This window comes from Erwinia artemisiae (assembly GCF_051400835.1).
Lineage (GTDB): Bacteria > Pseudomonadota > Gammaproteobacteria > Enterobacterales > Enterobacteriaceae > Erwinia > Erwinia aeris.
Genome location: NZ_JBLFFM010000002.1, coordinates 124,029 through 141,009, shown reverse-complemented (window position 1 = coordinate 141,009; position 16,981 = coordinate 124,029). Strand labels below are relative to the sequence as shown.

At 56.3% G+C, this 16,981-nt stretch carries 15 protein-coding genes; 9 read left to right on the top strand and 6 right to left on the bottom strand.

All coding sequences use genetic code 11. From position 1 onward, the window contains the following. Positions 1 to 2 precede the first annotated feature (2 nt). Positions 3 to 554 carry an NADPH-dependent FMN reductase gene (ssuE, locus tag ACMGEE_RS05275; RefSeq protein WP_253454684.1) on the bottom strand — a complete coding sequence of 184 codons (552 nt, stop codon included), beginning with the start codon at positions 552 to 554 and terminating at the stop codon, positions 3 to 5. A gap of 374 nt (positions 555 to 928) precedes the next feature. Between ssuE and pyrD the strand changes: the two genes are divergently transcribed. Next, a complete protein-coding gene (gene pyrD / locus ACMGEE_RS05270; protein WP_253461041.1) occupies positions 929 to 1,939 on the top strand; it encodes a quinone-dependent dihydroorotate dehydrogenase in 1,011 nt (336 codons plus the stop codon). A gap of 162 nt (positions 1,940 to 2,101) precedes the next feature. Continuing rightward, the gene (locus ACMGEE_RS05265) at positions 2,102 to 2,644 is read left to right on the top strand and encodes a cell division protein ZapC (RefSeq protein WP_253454683.1); all 543 of its coding nucleotides are present in this window, start codon (positions 2,102 to 2,104) and stop codon (positions 2,642 to 2,644) included. Here the strand turns inward: ACMGEE_RS05265 and ACMGEE_RS05260 are convergent. After that, entirely contained in the window at positions 2,641 to 3,756 is a 1,116-nt protein-coding gene (locus ACMGEE_RS05260; RefSeq protein ID WP_436829772.1) for a YcbX family protein, read from the bottom strand. The genes ACMGEE_RS05265 and ACMGEE_RS05260 overlap by 4 nt on opposite strands. 135 nt (positions 3,757 to 3,891) lie before the next feature. On the opposite strand from ACMGEE_RS05260, the gene rlmKL reads away from it, so the two are divergent. The 6 genes from rlmKL to rmf all read left to right on the top strand — a co-directional run bounded on the left by rlmKL (position 3,892) and on the right by rmf (position 11,840). Then, on the top strand, positions 3,892 to 6,003 hold the full coding sequence (gene rlmKL, locus ACMGEE_RS05255; RefSeq protein ID WP_253454681.1) for a bifunctional 23S rRNA (guanine(2069)-N(7))-methyltransferase RlmK/23S rRNA (guanine(2445)-N(2))-methyltransferase RlmL: 2,112 nt from the start codon (positions 3,892 to 3,894) through the stop codon (positions 6,001 to 6,003). A 5-nt stretch (positions 6,004 to 6,008) separates the two neighbouring features. Further along, positions 6,009 to 7,916: an ABC transporter ATP-binding protein gene (locus ACMGEE_RS05250; RefSeq protein ID WP_253454680.1), complete on the top strand. Its 1,908-nt coding sequence runs from the start codon at positions 6,009 to 6,011 to the stop codon at positions 7,914 to 7,916. 14 nt (positions 7,917 to 7,930) lie between these two features. Beyond that, positions 7,931 to 9,205, top strand: coding sequence for a membrane integrity-associated transporter subunit PqiA (gene pqiA / locus ACMGEE_RS05245; protein ID WP_253454679.1), 1,275 nt, complete (start codon positions 7,931 to 7,933; stop codon positions 9,203 to 9,205). Further along, a complete protein-coding gene (gene pqiB, locus ACMGEE_RS05240) occupies positions 9,192 to 10,832 on the top strand; it encodes an intermembrane transport protein PqiB (RefSeq protein WP_369894886.1) in 1,641 nt (546 codons plus the stop codon). Before pqiA ends, pqiB begins: the two co-directional genes overlap by 14 nt. Then, a complete protein-coding gene (pqiC, locus tag ACMGEE_RS05235) occupies positions 10,832 to 11,395 on the top strand; it encodes a membrane integrity-associated transporter subunit PqiC (protein ID WP_436829771.1) in 564 nt (187 codons plus the stop codon). Before pqiB ends, pqiC begins: the two co-directional genes overlap by 1 nt. Before the next feature lie 277 nt (positions 11,396 to 11,672). Continuing rightward, the gene (gene rmf / locus ACMGEE_RS05230) at positions 11,673 to 11,840 is read left to right on the top strand and encodes a ribosome modulation factor (protein ID WP_125288886.1); all 168 of its coding nucleotides are present in this window, start codon (positions 11,673 to 11,675) and stop codon (positions 11,838 to 11,840) included. A 62-nt stretch (positions 11,841 to 11,902) separates the two neighbouring features. On the opposite strand, the gene fabA is transcribed toward rmf, so the two are convergent. Both fabA and ACMGEE_RS05220 read right to left on the bottom strand, forming a co-directional pair. Then, positions 11,903 to 12,421, bottom strand: a complete 519-nt coding sequence (gene fabA / locus ACMGEE_RS05225; protein ID WP_125288691.1) for a bifunctional 3-hydroxydecanoyl-ACP dehydratase/trans-2-decenoyl-ACP isomerase — start codon at positions 12,419 to 12,421, stop codon at positions 11,903 to 11,905. Between the two features lie 68 nt (positions 12,422 to 12,489). Next, a complete protein-coding gene (locus ACMGEE_RS05220) occupies positions 12,490 to 14,235 on the bottom strand; it encodes an AAA family ATPase (RefSeq protein ID WP_253454676.1) in 1,746 nt (581 codons plus the stop codon). Between the two features lie 183 nt (positions 14,236 to 14,418). On the opposite strand from ACMGEE_RS05220, the gene matP reads away from it, so the two are divergent. Beyond that, complete coding sequence (matP, locus tag ACMGEE_RS05215) at positions 14,419 to 14,874, top strand: macrodomain Ter protein MatP (protein WP_125288689.1); 456 nt, start codon at positions 14,419 to 14,421, stop codon at positions 14,872 to 14,874. Between the two features lie 105 nt (positions 14,875 to 14,979). On the opposite strand, the gene ompA is transcribed toward matP, so the two are convergent. Together ompA and sulA are read right to left on the bottom strand one after the other, a co-directional pair. Beyond that, complete coding sequence (gene ompA / locus ACMGEE_RS05210) at positions 14,980 to 16,044, bottom strand: porin OmpA (RefSeq protein WP_301251195.1); 1,065 nt, start codon at positions 16,042 to 16,044, stop codon at positions 14,980 to 14,982. Between the two features lie 348 nt (positions 16,045 to 16,392). Next, entirely contained in the window at positions 16,393 to 16,890 is a 498-nt protein-coding gene (sulA, locus tag ACMGEE_RS05205; protein ID WP_253454674.1) for an SOS-induced cell division inhibitor SulA, read from the bottom strand. Between the last annotated feature and the right edge of the window lie 91 nt (positions 16,891 to 16,981).

Sequence of the window (16,981 nt, the reverse complement as noted above, 5' to 3'; positions counted from 1 at the left end):
CCTTATACCGCTGCGGCCAGCCGCTGATGACGACGCGACAGCGCATACCAGAAGGTGTCGAGTGATTCCGCAATGCGTTCGGCAAGCAGCGGAGAGAGTTCGGGCTGGCGATCGTAATGGCTAATCTGGCTGTCGTCGGCAAACACGCCGTGCAGCACCTCCTGCGCCTTCAGCGCGTTAAGCACCGGTTTTAGCGCATAGTCCACGGCCAGCATATGCGCGATGGTGCCGCCGGTCGCCAGCGGCAGCACCACTTTATGCTCCAGTGCGCGTTCCGGCAGTAAGTCGAGCAGGGTTTTTAACGCGCCGGAAAAAGAGGCTTTATAAACAGGCGTGGCGACGATCAGCCCATCGGCATTAGCCAGATCCTCTTTTAAAGCCAGCAGCGCAGGCGAGTCGAAGCGGGCGTAAAGCAAATCCTCTGGAGGAAAGTTATGCAGGTTCCAGGGGATCACCTCGGCGCCTCGTTGCTCCAGCGCGTGCTGGCATAGGGTCAGCAGCGCGGTTGACCGCGAAGGGTAGCGAGGACTGCCTGCCAGAGTAATAACGCGCATCATCTCTCCTTATAACCAAAAGTTATTGATTAAAATAATTCCTGAACTTATGGAACTATCCTGGCAGAGTGTGACGGACGCCTTAAATGATTTATCCGGCATATTTAAGTTACTTTTTGACTAAGCGAAAAACAGATAACGGGAAAGCGCGGAAAAAGAGAGGGATGGGGGCACGCAAACGTTTTACTTTCCCGGCAAAGGACTTTACCATTTTCCCCCGCGCCTGCAGCGTTGCTGCGCATGTCGAAGGCCGCTGTTCTTTGTATCTGATAACGTATAAAAGCGAAGAAGGCGTGTCGACCGCACAGTTTTCAGGGTTGCTGAGGCAACCGTTAGTCCTTTTCCGGCCCGGCATTATGGGCTACTCAGGAGCGATCATGTATAACCTGGTTCGTAACGCGCTTTTTCAGCTCGACGCCGAGCGTGCGCACGAATTGACCCTTCAGCAGCTGCACCGGATAACCGGAACGCCGCTTATTCATCTGGTTCGACAAACTCTTCCTTTTAAGCCCGTTAACTGCATGGGGCTGACGTTCAAAAACCCGCTGGGCCTGGCGGCGGGGCTGGATAAGAACGGTGAATGTATTGACGCCTTCGGCGCAATGGGCTTTGGCTTTATTGAAGTCGGCACCGTGACGCCACGACCGCAGGCGGGGAACGATAAGCCGCGTATGTTCCGCATCAGAGAGGCGGAAGGCATTATTAATCGTATGGGATTCAATAATCTGGGCGTGGACCAGCTGGTCAATAATGTCAGGCAGGCTCGCTTCGACGGCATTCTGGGCATCAATATCGGCAAAAATAAAGATACGCCGGTCGAAATGGGTAAAGAAGATTATTTAATCTGTATGGAGAAAGTTTATCCTTATGCAGGTTATATTGCGATCAACATCTCATCGCCGAATACGCCAGGGTTACGCACGCTGCAATATGGTGAAGCGCTGGACGATCTTTTGCAGGCGATTAAGCACAAACAGCAGGCGCTGGAAAATCAGCATCAAAAATATGTGCCGGTAGCGGTCAAAATTGCGCCGGATTTAGCTGAAGAAGAACTTATCCAAATTGCCGACAGCCTGGTGCGGCATAATATTGATGGTGTAATCGCGACCAATACCACGCTGGATCGTTCGCTGGTTAGCGGCCTGAAATACAGCGAAGAAACGGGCGGCCTGAGCGGGCGTCCGGTACAGCTGAAAAGTACGGAAATCATTCGCCGTCTCTCGCAGGAACTGCAGGGCCGGCTGCCGATTATCGGCGTAGGCGGCATAGATTCGCTGGTGGCAGCCAAAGAAAAAATGGCGGCGGGCGCCTCGCTGGTGCAGATATATTCCGGTTTTATTTACAAAGGGCCGCCGCTGATTAAAGAAATTGTCAGTCATATTTGATTAAATGCAGGCTTAACGGGGCCAGGGGGTTTATTTTCCCCTCTGGCTCGTTTATATTTTCTCCTGTTTATGCATTATTCAGACTATTTTGGCACGGGGCGGATCGCGTGTTCGCTGACCTCGCGATAAATAGCCGACCTGACGATCATTACGGGATACTTCATGAGGATTAAACCTGACGACAGCTGGCGCTGGTTCTTCGATGACGAACAGGAACGCATGATGTTGGCTATGGCGGAAGGCGCGCTGTTCCGCTCACGCTTCCCTCGTAAAATGCTGACGCCCGATGCCTTTAACGCCGCGCAATTCTCCGTCGACGACGCCGCCCTGTTTTCCACCTTCGCAGAAAAATGCCTGACGTGCGACCTGACCGAATGGCAGCGTACCGAGCTGGTGCTGAACGCGCTGGTTGCCCTGCGTTTTCTGAAGCCGCAGATGCCAAAAAGCTGGCACTTTTCCGCGCATCCGCGTCACTGTACGCCGCAGGATGGCGAGCTGGTAGCGGTGCGCCTGTGCGAAACGGGCGAAGAAGCCACGCTGCTGGTGGTGGAAGCGGGCGAAAACGCCGCGCTGTGCCTGCTGGCGCAGCCGGAGCTGCAGCTGGGCGGCAAAACGATGGTGCTGGGCGATGCTATCAAGGTGATGCACGATCGCCTGCTGCCCGCCATCAGCCAGCATATTTTCACCTTCGCCCGCGCCGTTTAACGCGCCAACAGCACCAGGTCGCCGTCCGGGACGCAGCTACAGCTTAACAGCGTGCCGTCCTCGCGCAGCGCGCCTTTCTTCAGCGCCCGAACCTGGCCGGACGCCAGCCGGACGCGGCAGCTGCCGCAAACGCCCGCACGGCAGGAGTAGGGGATGCGATAACCCTGCATCTCCAGCTGCTCCAGTAAAACCTGCTGATTGTTGCCGCTGAAGCGCTCGCCTTCCCAGCTGAGGGTGACGCTTTCCTGCGCTGCGGCAACCGCTTCCAGCGATTCCGCCACTTCACCCGCGCCATACAGGCGTGCCGGTTTATCGGCAACCACCTCCAGCTCGTCACCCACCCGCACGATGCCGCTGTTGCGTGCCACCAGGTTGATACCAAAATCGACATCGCCGCTGCCATCCATCGCGGTACGGAATTTTTGCAGGGTAGTCAGCGGCTCGCCGGTGGGATGCCTGCGGCCTCGCTCCGTGCTGACAGTGGTAAAAATGCAGCGGCTGCAAGGTTTCGGTGCGTCAAAAAGGATGCCGCCGATGCGCACCGTTGCCCAGCGATCTTCCGCCCATGCCGTCGTGCCCGTTACCACCAGGTTTGGACGGAACTGCTCCAGCTTTACGCCGGCCGGGCAACGCTTACGTAAATCGTGCAGCGAGGCCTCATTAATCAGCAAATAAGGATAGCCGTCGGCAAAGCCCAGCGGCACCTCGCTAAATCGCTGCACGCGCCGGGTCATCTCTGGTCCTACCCAGCGAAGCTGCACGGGACGCGGAAAAAAGCCGCTCAGCCAGCTGTTGATTGGCGCAGGCGCAATCAGCGCGGTGAAATGGTTGCCCCAGACTTCCACCGGCGCAGGCTCGGCGGCGAAATCCGCAAAGCGCACGGTGCCGCTGCTGCCGTCCGGCGCCGCCAGCAGCAGACCGTCCGGCAGCAGTGCGGGCGTAAAAAGCACCATTTCAGGATACTGACGCGCTGTAATAAAGGTGCCGTCCGTCTCGGTAAGCATAAAAATACGATCGAAGGCCAGGCCGCTGGCAAGCGCCTGAGCATGAGAAACCTGCGTGCCACGCATGGATTTTACGGGATGAATAAACAGACGGGACAGGCTAATCATGGTGCTCTCCAGCAGGAAAGAAAACGCCAGCGCGAAAAAAGAGCCGGGAGCGGCTGACGAAAAGAAGCTAACTTTATGACATGCGCCCCGGATTAGCTATAATGCGCAGCAATTTTCCAGATGATAAGTGATGTTATGAATTCTCTGTTTGCCAGTACGGCGCGTGGGCTCGAAGAGCTGTTAAAAAGTGAACTGGAAGCGCTGGGGGCCGAGGGCTGCCAGATTGTCCAGGGCGGCGTACATTTTCAGGGCGACGATCGTCTGATGTATCAGAGCCTGATGTGGAGCCGCCTGGCTTCCCGCATCCTGCTGCCGCTGACCGAATGCGGCGTATACAGCGACCTGGATCTCTATCTGGGCGTACAGGCTATCGACTGGCCGGCGCTGTTCGGCAGCGATAAAACCTTTGCCGTGCATTTCAGCGGGCTGAATGAAGTGATCCGCAACAGCCAGTACGGCGCGCTTAAAGTCAAAGACGCCATCGTGGACAGCTTTACCCGCAAAAACCTGGCGCGACCGGATGTGGATCGCGAGCAGCCGGATATCCGCGTTAACGTCTGGCTGAACAAAGACAATGCCAGCATTGCGCTGGATCTGAGCGGCGAAGGCCTGCACCAGCGCGGCTATCGCCAGCAAACCGGCATGGCGCCGCTCAAGGAAAACCTGGCGGCGGCTATCGTGCAGCGCTCCGGCTGGCAGGCGGGCACGCCGATGGTCGATCCTATGTGCGGCTCGGGCACGCTGCTGATTGAAGCAGCGATGATCGCCAGCGATCGCGCGCCTGGCCTGCATCGCACCCACTGGGGCTTTACCGGCTGGAACAAATTCGACGAGGCGCTGTGGCGTGAAGTGACCAGCGAAGCGAAAGTGCGCGCTCGTCGCGGGCTTCAGGAAACGACGTCCCGTTTTTATGGTTACGATAACGACTCCCGCGTCATTGAACGCGCGCGCGTTAACGCCCGTCGTGCAGGCCTGGCGGAGCTTATCAGCTTTACCACCCAGGACGTGCTGAAGCTGACCAATCCGCTGGCGGAAGGGCCAACCGGCACCGTGCTGAGCAACCCGCCTTACGGCGAACGTCTGGAAAGCGAACCGGCCCTGATTGCGCTGCACAGCCAGCTGGGACGCCTGATGAAACAGCATTTCGGCGGCTGGAACCTGTCGCTGTTCAGCGCGTCGCCGGAGCTGCTGAGCTGCCTGCAGCTGCGTGCTGAACGCCAGTTCAAGGCGAAAAACGGCCCGCTGGACTGCGTACAGAAAAACTATCAGCTGGGAGTGAATACCTCCGGCGTGGCGCAGATTGCGGAAGACTACGCTAACCGCCTGCGTAAAAACCTGAAGAAGCTGGAAAAATGGGCGCGTCAGGAAGGCATTGAGTGCTACCGCATTTACGATGCCGATCTGCCGGACTACAACGTCGCTGTCGATCGCTATGGCGAGTGGGTGGTGGTGCAGGAGTATGCGCCGCCGAAGACCATCGAGCCGTCTAAAGCCCGTCAGCGCCTGTTTGACGTTATTGCCGCCACGCTCAGCGTGCTGGATCTGCCGGCAAACCGTCTGGTGCTGAAAACCCGCGAGCGGCAGAAAGGCAAAAGCCAGTATCAGAAGCTGGGCGAAAAGGGCGACTTCTTCGAGGTTTCCGAGTTTAACGCGAAGCTGTGGGTAAATCTCACCGACTATCTGGATACCGGCCTGTTCCTGGATCACCGCATCGCGCGTAAAATGCTTGGGCAGATGAGCAAGGGCAAAGACTTCCTGAACCTGTTTGCCTATACCGGCAGCGCCAGCGTGCATGCCGGACTGGGCGGCGCCAAAAGCACCACCACGGTGGATATGTCGCGCACCTATCTGGAATGGGCAGAACGCAACCTGCGTCTGAACGGCCTGACCGGCCGCCAGCACCGCCTGATGCAGGCAGATTGCCTGAGCTGGCTGCGCGAGTCCGACGAGCAGTTCGATCTGATCTTTATCGATCCGCCAACCTTCTCGAACTCGAAAAGAATGGAAGAGAGTTTTGACGTGCAGCGCGATCATCTGCTGTTGATGAAAGATCTGAAAAGGCTGCTGCGCAAAAACGGCACCGTCATGTTCTCCAACAATAAGCGCGGCTTCAAAATGGATCTGGAAGGCCTGGCCGAGCTTCAGCTGCACGCTGAAGAAATTACCGCGAAAACGCAGTCGCAGGACTTCGCCCGCAACCGTCAAATTCATAACTGCTGGCTGATTACTCACGCCGGTAAGGAATAAGTTTTATGTCACTGATCAGTATTCATGGCGCTTACCTCTCATTCAGCGACGCGCCGCTGTTGGATAACACCGAGCTGCATATTGAAGAGAACGAGCGCGTCTGTCTGGTAGGGCGCAACGGCGCGGGCAAATCAACGCTGATGAAAATCATCAACCGCGAGCAGCCGCTGGACGATGGGCGCATCATTTATGAGCAGGACCTGGTTATCGCGCGCCTGCAACAGGATCCGCCGCGTAACGTAAAAGGCTCGGTGTATGACTTCGTTGCCGAAGGCGTGAATGAACAGGCCGAGTACCTGAAGGCCTATCATGCGATTTCGCATCTGGTAATGAGCGATCCCAGCGAGAAAAACCTGAACGAAATGGGCAGGCTGCAAAGCATTCTCGATCACCAGAACCTGTGGCAGCTGGAAACGCGTATTCAGGACGTGCTGAAGCAGATCGGCCTGGACGGCGATGCGCCGCTCTCCTCGCTGTCCGGCGGCTGGCTGCGTAAAGCGGCGCTGGGCCGCGCGCTGGTCAGCAATCCGCGCGTGCTGATGCTGGACGAGCCGACCAACCACCTGGATATCGAAACCATCGACTGGCTGGAAACCTTCCTGAAAACTTTCCAGGGCAGCATTATCTTTATCTCGCACGACCGTTCGTTTATCCGCAATATGGCGACGCGTATCGTTGACCTCGATCGCGGCAAGCTGGTTTCCTGGCCGGGCGACTACGATCAGTTCCTGCTGGGCAAAGAAGAAGCGCTGCGCGTGGAAGAGATGCAGAACGCCGAATTCGACCGCAAGCTGGCGCAGGAAGAAGTCTGGATCCGTCAGGGCATCAAAGCCCGTCGTACCCGTAATGAAGGACGCGTCCGCGCGCTGAAAGCATTGCGCAACGAGCGCGCCGAACGCCGCGAAGTGATGGGCAAAGCCAATATGCAGGTGGAAGAGGCGAGCCGCTCCGGCAAAATCGTCTTTGAACTGGAAAACGTCAGCTACGGCGTGGCGGGCAAACAGCTGGTGAAGGATTTCTCCCGCCAGGTGCAGCGCGGCGACAAAATTGCGCTGATCGGCCCGAACGGCTGCGGCAAGTCTACGCTGCTGAAGCTGATGCTCGATCAGCTGAAACCGGACAGCGGTCGCGTGCATATCGGCACCAAGCTTGAAGTGGCCTATTTCGATCAGCACCGGACGGAACTCGACCCCGATCGCACGGTGATGGATAACCTGGCGGAAGGCAAGCAGGAAGTGATGGTGAACGGCAAGCCGCGCCACGTGCTGGGCTATCTGCAGGACTTCCTGTTCCACCCTAAGCGTGCCATGACGCCAGTACGTGCGCTGTCGGGCGGAGAGCGTAACCGCCTGCTGCTGGCGCGCCTGTTCCTGAAGCCCAGCAACCTGCTGATCCTCGATGAACCGACCAACGATCTGGACGTGGAAACGCTGGAACTGCTGGAAGAGCTGATCGACGGCTATCAGGGCACGGTGCTGCTGGTCAGCCACGATCGTCAGTTTGTCGATAATACTGTTACCGAGTGCTGGATTTTTGAAGGCCAGGGCGAGATCGGCGCCTTTGTCGGCGGCTATCATGATGCTCAGCTGCAGCGCACCGCCTACAAGCAAACCCGCAGCGCGGCGCAAAGCGCGCCGGCCACGCGTCAGGAAACCGTAAAAAGCGATCCGGCAAAGCGTCCGGCGGCTAAGATGAGTTATAACCTGCAGCGCGAGCTGGAGCAGATGCCGCAGAAGATGGAGCAGCTGGAGAACGAGCTGGCCTCGCTGCAGGCGAAGGTGGCCGACGCCAGCTTCTTTGGCCAGCCGCACGACGTGACCCAGCCGGTACTGGATGCGCTTGCCGAAGCCGAACAGGCGCTGGAAAAGGCTTTCGAGCGCTGGGAATACCTGGAATCGCTGAAAAACCAATAACCCCGAGGTAATCTATGTGTTCATCGCACCAGGCCGACCAGTGGATGCTTTGCCCGCAGTGCGACCTGATGACACAGTTGCCGCCTCTCACGCCGGGCAGCAAAGCCAGCTGCCCGCGCTGTGATACCACGCTGGTCATGAACTGGGATGAGCCGCGCAAGCGGCCAACCGGCTATGCGCTGGCGGCGCTGTTTATGCTGCTTCTGGCGAACCTGTTTCCGTTCGTCAATATGCACGTGGCGGGGATGAGCAGCGAAATTACGCTGATGCGTATCCCGCAGGTCATGGTTTCGGTGGATTACAGCAGCCTGGCGACGCTGTTTCTGCTGTTCGTGCAGGCCGTGCCCGCGCTCTGTATGCTTATTATCCTGCTGCTGGTGAACCCTGTTAATCTGCCCACGCCGTTAAAAAAAGCGATGGCGCGCGCGCTGTTTCAGATCAAAACCTGGGGCATGGCGGAAATTTTCCTGGCCGGCGTGCTGGTCAGCTTTGTCAAACTGATGGCCTACGGCGATATCGGCATCGGCACCAGTTTTATTCCCTGGTGTTTGTTCTGCGTGCTGCAGCTGCGCGCTTTTCAGTGCGTCGATCGCCGCTGGATGTGGCAGCGCATTGCGCCTCTGCCTGCGTTGCCGGCGAAACCGGTGCCTGCCATCAGCGGCCTGGCGCAGGATCTGCGTTCCTGTAGCTGCTGTACAGCGATACTGCCGGTCGGACAACTCTCCTGTTCACGCTGCGGCACGCGCGGTCACGCCCGGCGCAGGCACAGCCTGCAATGGACAATGGCGCTGCTGCTGACCTCACTGCTTTTATATATTCCCGCTAACCTGCTGCCAATTATGATCACGGAATCCCTTGGCAGCAAAACGACGTCTACCATTATGGCGGGCGTGGTATTGCTGTGGGGAGAAGGCTCCTATCCGGTTGCGCTGGTGATTTTTATCGCCAGTATCATGGTGCCTTCGCTAAAAATGCTGGCTATCGGCTGGCTTTGCTGGGATGCCAACGGCAGAAGCAAGCCGCATCAGGACAGCGAAAGGATGCATAAAATCTACGAGGTGGTGGAGTTTGTCGGCCGCTGGTCAATGATTGATGTCTTTGTGATAGCTGTGCTCTCCGCGCTGGTGCGCATGGGCCAGCTAATGAATATTTATCCCGCGACGGGGGCGTTGCTGTTTGCGCTGGTGGTGATCCTGACGATGTTCGCCGCCATGACGTTTGACCCCCGTCTGACCTGGGATCGTGTCAGTACCCAAACTAAAGAGGAGCCAGGCATTGCAGGAAAATAATCATGGCGTGGCGACGGTTGATCGAATCAAACGTTGGTCACCAGTCTGGATCATCCCCATTATCACCGTATTAATCGGTGCGTGGATCCTTGTTTATCATTTCACCCATCAGGGGCCGCTGGTCACGCTGATCACCACCAACGCGGAAGGCATCGAAGGCGGTAAAACGGCGATTAAAAGCCGCAGCGTTGATGTCGGCACGGTAGAAAGCGCCGTACTGACTGACGATCTGCTGCACGTGAAAATTACCGCGCGCCTTAACGCCGGCATGGAAAAACTGCTGAAAGGCGACAGCGCGTTCTGGGTGGTTAAACCGACCATCGGCCGCGAAGGCGTTACCGGTCTGGGGACGCTGCTTTCCGGCTCCTATATTGAGCTGCAGCCGGGCAGCAAAGGCGAACAGCCCGAACAGTATAAGCTGCTGGATGCGCCGCCGCTGGCGCCGCCGGATGCCAAAGGGGTACGCATTACGCTGGACAGCGCAAAAGCGGGCCAGCTGAACCCTGGCGATCCGGTGCTGTTCCGTGGCTATCGCGTAGGCTCGGTGGAAACCAGCCAGTTCGACGCCGACAAACGTATGATGACCTATCAGCTATTTATCGCCGCCCCTTATGACCGGCTGGTCACGACAAACGTGCGCTTCTGGAAGGACAGCGGCATCGCGGTAGATATGTCCGCTTCAGGTATGCGGGTTGAAATGGGCTCGCTGACCACGCTGTTCAGCGGCGGCGTCAGCTTTGACGTGCCGGACGGCTGGGATCTGGGACAGGCGGCGGCGAATAAAGCGGAATATAAGCTGTTTGACGATCAGCGCAGCATTCAGGATTCGCTCTACACCGTGCATAAAGACTTCCTGATGTTCTTCAGCGATTCTATTCGCGGCCTGCAGCCGGGCGCGCCTGTAGAGTTCCGGGGCATAAGGCTGGGAACGGTCGCGGAAGTGCCGTTTAAATCCACTAAAGTCGCGCAGCAGCTGGGCAACGATTACCGTATCCCGGTACTGATCCGCATCGAGCCGGACCGCTTCCAGAGTATGCTGGGCAAGGACTTTGATATTGAGCAGCACCTGAAGGACGGTATCAAAGCTGGTCTTCGCGCCTCGCTGAAGTCGGCCAACCTGCTGACCGGCTCGCTCTATATCGATCTGGATTTTGACAGCAATGCCAAACCGTTCAAAGGACCGGCCTCTTTTGCGGGCTATGAGCTGATCCCAACGACCAGCGGCGGACTGGCGCAGATCCAACAGAAACTGATGGATACGCTGGATAAAATCAATTCGCTGCCGCTAAACCCGATGATTAATCAGGCCACGGGCACGCTGAAAGAGAGCCAACGCACTATTCGCGAGCTGCAAAAAACGCTGGATAACATCAACCAGATCACCGGCAGCCAGTCGATGAAAGAGCTACCGGCCGATATGCAGAAAACGCTGCGAGAGCTGAACGCCAGCATGAAAGGCTTCCAGCCTGGCGCGCCGGCCTACAGCAAACTGGTCGGCGATATGCAGCAGCTCAATCAGGTGCTGCGTGAACTGCAGCCGGTGCTGAAAACGTTGAACAGCAAGAGCAATGCGCTGGTGTTTGAAGCAAAACCCGGCCAGGATCCCCAGCCGAAGAGGGCGAAATAATGAAAAAATGGCTACCTGTGGCTTTGGCCCTGGCGCTGAGCGCCTGCAGCAGCACGTCCGATACCACCTATTACCAGCTGCCCGTGGCGGCGAAGGGCGCGGCCGTCAGCAGCGTTGATGCCGCGCGGCCAGCGGTTTTTGTCCAGCATGTTTCCGTTCCGGACTATTTGTCCGGTAACGGGCTGGTTTACCAAACCAGCGACGTGAAATATACGATTGCTGCCAATAACCTCTGGGCCAGCCCGCTCGACCAGCAGCTACAGCAAACGCTGGTGGCGAACCTGAGCCAGGCGCTGCCCGGCTCGCTGGTCTCGGCTTCACCGCTGGGCCAGCAGCAGGATACGCTCAACGTAACGGTGACCGGCTTCCACGGTCGTTACGACGGCCATGCGGTGATCAGCGGCGACTGGGTGCTGGAGCATCAGGGGCAAATCGTGAAGCGCTCGTTTACGCTGGCCCTGCCGCAGAAAGAGGATGGCTACGACGCGCTGGTCAGAACGCTGGCAGAAGGCTGGCAGCAGGAGGCGCAGGATATAGCTAACGGTATCCGCAGCCTTAATTAGAAAAATTAATCACTGGCGCTAAGCCCCGGTTTGTCGACAATCAGAAGATTGCACAATCGGGGCTTTTTTTATTGCCATACAGGAGGTTATCTGGTTTTCAGGAGAGTTTTCAGGCGATAAGTTTCCACTATCCTCGCACAGGTTTATGACATTGGCGTGAAATTTGCGCGTTGATCTTCAGCGAAAATGGCGTTAGAACTAAATCGTGACTGCGTATGCACTCACTGATTTCTTTCCACCAGATTCCACCTGACCTGAAGAGGGGATTACAGGCATGATGAAGAGACAGAAACGAGATCGGCTCGAACGGGCACATTCCAGAGGTTATCAGGCCGGTATTACCGGACGCCCTAAAGAGATGTGTCCCTATCAAATGATAGATGCAAGATCTCACTGGTTGGGAGGTTGGCGACAGGCCATGGAGGACAGGACGGTTACCGCGTAATCCGCTCTGTTATTGAAAAGGAAAACCTCCGCCCGGGCGGAGGTTTCGTCTTTTAAACGCGCTTAAAAAGCGGTGGTGTCCTTGAACAGACCCACTTTCAGATCGGTAGCGGTATAGATAACGTTGCCATCCACCAGCACTTCGCCATCGGCTACGCCCATCACCAGCTTGCGGTTAATAACACGCTTAAAGTGAATACGGTAAGAGACTTTTTTCGCCGTTGGCAGAACCTGGCCGGTAAATTTAACTTCGCCTACGCCCAGCGCACGGCCTTTGCCTTCCGCGCCCAGCCAGCCCAGATAGAAGCCTACCAGCTGCCACATCGCATCAAGACCCAGACAGCCTGGCATCACCGGATCGCCGATAAAGTGGCAGCCGAAGAACCACAGATCGGGATTGATATCCAGCTCCGCTTCCACAAAGCCTTTACCGTAGTTGCCGCCATCTTCATTCATCTCGATGACGCGATCCATCATCAGCATGTTGCCAGACGGCAACGGCGGGCCTTCGGCACCGAAAAGTTCACCGCGACCAGAGGCAATCAGGTCTTCTTTTGAGTAGGATTTGCGTTTATCTACCATGTTCTTAATAAGCCTTATTTTATTGAAGCACGAAGGTTAGCTTACAGCTGTAAGCTGAGCAAGCCCGATTAGCTCTGGTTAAACCAGTTCAGCCAGCGCAGCGGCCACGGACGTTGCCGACCTTCCTGTTGGTTTATTTGCGCAATGCGCTCCTGAATTGATCTTAGCAGACAAGGCGCGTCTTCTTTGTCCCATTCGGTTTTGGTCAGGAGAGGAAGGGCTTCCTCCACGCTTTCCACCGCCCAGACGTGAAATTTTCCTTCCCGCACGGCATCCACCACTTCCTGTTGCAGGCAAAGGTGACGCACGTTCGCCGCAGGAATGATAACGCCCTGGCTGCCGTTCAGCGTGCGCTGCTGGCAGATATGGAAAAAGCCTTCGATCTTTTCGTTCAGGCCGCCGACTGGCTGCACGCGACCGAACTGATCCACCGAGCCGGTCACGGCAATCTGTTGCGTAATCGGCTGGCTGGACAGCGCGCTGATCAGGGCGCAGAGTTCGGCCAGCGATGCGCTGTCGCCATCGACTTCTGAATAGGATTGTTCAAACACGACCGAGGCGGAGAAGGGCAGCTGCTGATCAAGCTCCAGCTCCGCAATCAGCCATGCCTGCATAATCATCATGCCTTTGGCATGGATGTTGCCGCCCAGCTCCGCTTTACGCTCCACGTCATGGAACTCGCCGTCGCCCACGTGTACGACACAGCTGATGCGGGAAGGCTCGCCGAAGGCGCGGGGATGGCCGGGAAATTCGATAACGGAAAGGGCGTTGATTTGACCAATCGCCTCGCCTTCGGTTTCGATCAGGATCTGATCCAGCAGGATCTCGTCACGAATTCGCTCGGCAAGGAAGCCTTCGCGCCACTCGCGATTATCCAGCGCCGCCTGAAGGTGTTCGCCGTTGATCAGGTTTTCATCGCTGTTGGCCGCCGCCTCCTGGAACTGGCGAGCCAGCCAGACGGGACACAGCGGCAGCGTTTCCTGGTCGCCGGTATAGCGTACCGCTTCACGCATCAGCACCGGCCAAAGATCGTCTGCAATCAGCAGATCTTCATCAGCAGCGACCGAACGCGCCCACTTGATCCACAAAGCGAACGACTGCTCGTCGACGATCTGAATGTTATCCTCAAATTCCGAATAGAACGCCAGCGCCGCCAGCTCCGGCTCCATCTCCTGGAAATCAGCCAGCGCGTCGCGTTCACCGGTCAGGATAAGGCGAAAATGCAGCGGCATTGGCGGCACGGCAACCGGCAGCGGCCGGGACTCGTCGGGCGAATGCCAGCTAAACTGGCGGGTGCTGAGGATCTGCTTCAGACGTAGCCAGAGCAGCGGCTGGGCCAGCAGGGCGCGTAAAGAAAGCAGTAGCGTGCCGCCGTTAGCCTTGTGCACCAGTCCGGGTTCAAGCGTTAACGTATTATTGTACTGACGGAAACAGCCGAACAGCTGTTCCGCCTCAATCCAGTCTGCGCTGTGCACGCCGCCCGTCGAGGCAAAATTATCCTGCTCCGACTCGGCCGGACGCCAGCTGACCGCCGCGCCGTCAATATGATAATGACCGCCGTACAGCGTCACGCTTTCATCATCAAAACCTGAAATCACGGTCTGCAGCAGAGCCTGATACTCCGGGTGCTCCGGCGTTTTGACCAGCATCAGCGGCAGTTTTGCCTGGCTGTCCAACAGCAGGCTCAGCGTATTGAACAGGCGTGACTGTACTTCGGAAAAGTAACAGGGATCATCAGGAAGCTCGGAGAAAAGCGACTGAACGCTGTCGGTATCGGGCTGCAGGGCGCGCCATTCAAGTTGGTTGTTGATCAAAGTTATCGTTTTTTTCTTAAAATGAGTAATACGCCATTATACAAGATTTCAGCCTGTTAAGCATCGCTGAGTTCTTCTTTGCACCCTTACGGGCCGCAATTGCGAGTTCGCTCTGGTTTTCCGTGCGGCTATGTTAAAAAAGCTGTTATTCTAAATAGGTTACAGGTTTAGCATGAGATCCCGATGAAATACCAGCAACTGGAAAACCTTGAAAGCGGATGGAAGTGGACATACCTGGTGAAAAAACACCGGGAAGGTGAAGCGATCACGCGTTATCTGGAGCGAAGCGCGGCCCAGGCTGCCGTCGGTGAGCTGCTGGCGATAGAACACAGCCCTGGCGAGGTAACGACATGGATTGCCCGTCATATCAATCCGGCGCTGGAAAACCGCATGAAGCAAAGTATACGCGCGCGCCGCAAGCGTCACTTTAATGCAGAACATCAGCATACGCGGAAGAAATCTATCGATCTGGAGTATCTGGTCTGGCAGCGGCTGGCCGCGCTGGCGCAGCGGCGAAACGTCACGCTTTCGGACACCATTGTGCAGCTGATAGAAGATGCAGAGCATAAAGAAAAATATGCCAGCCAGATGTCTTCACTCAGGCAGGATTTGCAGGCGATCCTGGGCAAGCCGGATTAGACCTGTCGACGGTCTGCAATTACGGCCGGCGGGACAATAAGCAGCAGCGCGAAATAGCGCCCACAAAAAACCCCGCCGAAGCGGGGTTTTTATCAAAGCGTAAACTTAACCCTGAGGCTGAGTTACCACGTCTTTGATGCCTTTAACCTGGATTTCTACGCGACGGTCTGGACCCAGACATTCGATCAGGGCGTTACGGCCTTTCACGCTGTCACAGGTGTTGCCGGTAACTGGGTTAGTTTCACCCATGCCACGTGCAGAGATCTTGTTAGAAGGGATGCCTTTAGACACGAGGTAGTCAACAACGGACTGTGCACGTTTCTCAGACAGTTTCTGGTTGTACTGGTCAGAACCGATACGGTCGGTGAAGCCCAGAACCACGACGTTGCCGTCTTTAGGATCCAGAGAGCTCAGCTGGGTGTACAGCTGATCCAGAGCCTGCTGACCTTCTGGCTTCAGAGTCGCCTTGTTGAAGGTGAACAGCACGTCTGATTTCAGGGTGAAACGCTTGGTTTCAACAACTGGCGCTGGTGCTGGAGCCGGAGCCGGTGCTGGCGCTGCTTCATCCTGGCCGAAACGGTAGGAAACACCTACGCTCAGCATGGCGTTATCTGGACGGGTGCCAACGGTGTTTGCATCACCGATGTTGTTAACCCACTGGTAGTCCAGACGGGTAGCCCAGTTTTTGGTTACAGCGTATTCAACACCTACAGCTGCCAGCGGAGAAACACCGGTGTCGTGATCGCTGATGCGAGTACCGTTGTTGTTCTGCGTGGAGTCAGCGCGCCATACCATGCCGCCCAGACGGGTGTACACGTCCAGATCGTCATAGATTGGGTAGCTCAGTTTCGCAGCCAGCTGAATGCCCTGTGCTTTGAATGCGCCGTTTACGACATTGCCTTTGTTAGGCATACGACCCAGCCAGTCATAACCCAGTTCGAAGCCCAGGTACTGATTAGCCTGGTAACCACCGAAGGCACCTGCGCCCAGCTGGCTTTCGTGAGTTGGGCCGTCGTTGTTCGCATAATCGTTACCGTAGTAACCAGTGTCGTGGTACTGAGACCAGCCCAGTTTCGCACCGGTATACCAGGTGTCATCTTTAGGAGCGGCCTGCGCTACGGTAGCGAAGCCAGCCAGTGCCACTGCAATTGCGATAGCTGTCTTTTTCATTTTTGCGCCTCGTTATCATCCAAATAGGCAATGAGCTTTCATTAGCTCTTTGATTTAATCCTTCGCCGGGTTATGACGCTCGATTATGACTCATCCAAAAAAGGGAGATTATTGAGCACCCTGGCGACGTAAAGTCTACAACGTACCAGCAAACTTACAAGTAAGATGTGAAGGCGGTCTGAAAAAAAACGGCGTTTTGTACACATTTTTACACATTTGCGTACAGGACGGCGGGAGATAACTTCCGGGAAAAACGCGGCTAAACCATTGTCACGCCGGGTCATAGCATAATCAGACGCTTATCATGCCCGGCGAAGAAGTTTATGATGAGAAAACTCTTATTTTTACTTAATGATACAAACTCGACTGAATTTTTAACCCATTAAAGGGTCTGCACGCGACAATTTCGACCGGATCCGGTCGCATAATCAGACCTAAAGCCTGGCCGCTTAACGCTGCGTCATGGAGCCGACGACGATCTTCCTCGGTCAGTTCCTCAGGCAGCCAACCCAGCACCACGCTGTAGTTCCCCGTTTGCAGCGCTTTAATCATGGCCTCCAGCGTATTAATGGCCTGCCCCTGGACCTGCATCACTTTATTAAGCGGCAGCCCGGAACGCGCAAGCCAGCTGCGGCTCAGCTTTTGCTGCGGCGTCAGCCATAGCTGCCAGCGGGACTGCGTGCCCAGCTGTTGCAGCAAAGGGAGCAGTAGCATTTGCGTCATGCCCGGCTGATTCTCGCTGTAGATCAGTTCGCTGATCAGGCCAGTCGCTTCGCTATGGGATGAAGAGCGGGGCTGAGGAAAACGGCTGTTAACAGAATGAGATTTCATGGAATGAGTACGCATATCGGCTTTGCTCGCAGGTCACTGTATGGATATACAGTATAAGGGCGGTGAACAAAGATCAACCCTAAATTTTGATAACGTCTCGCAAAAT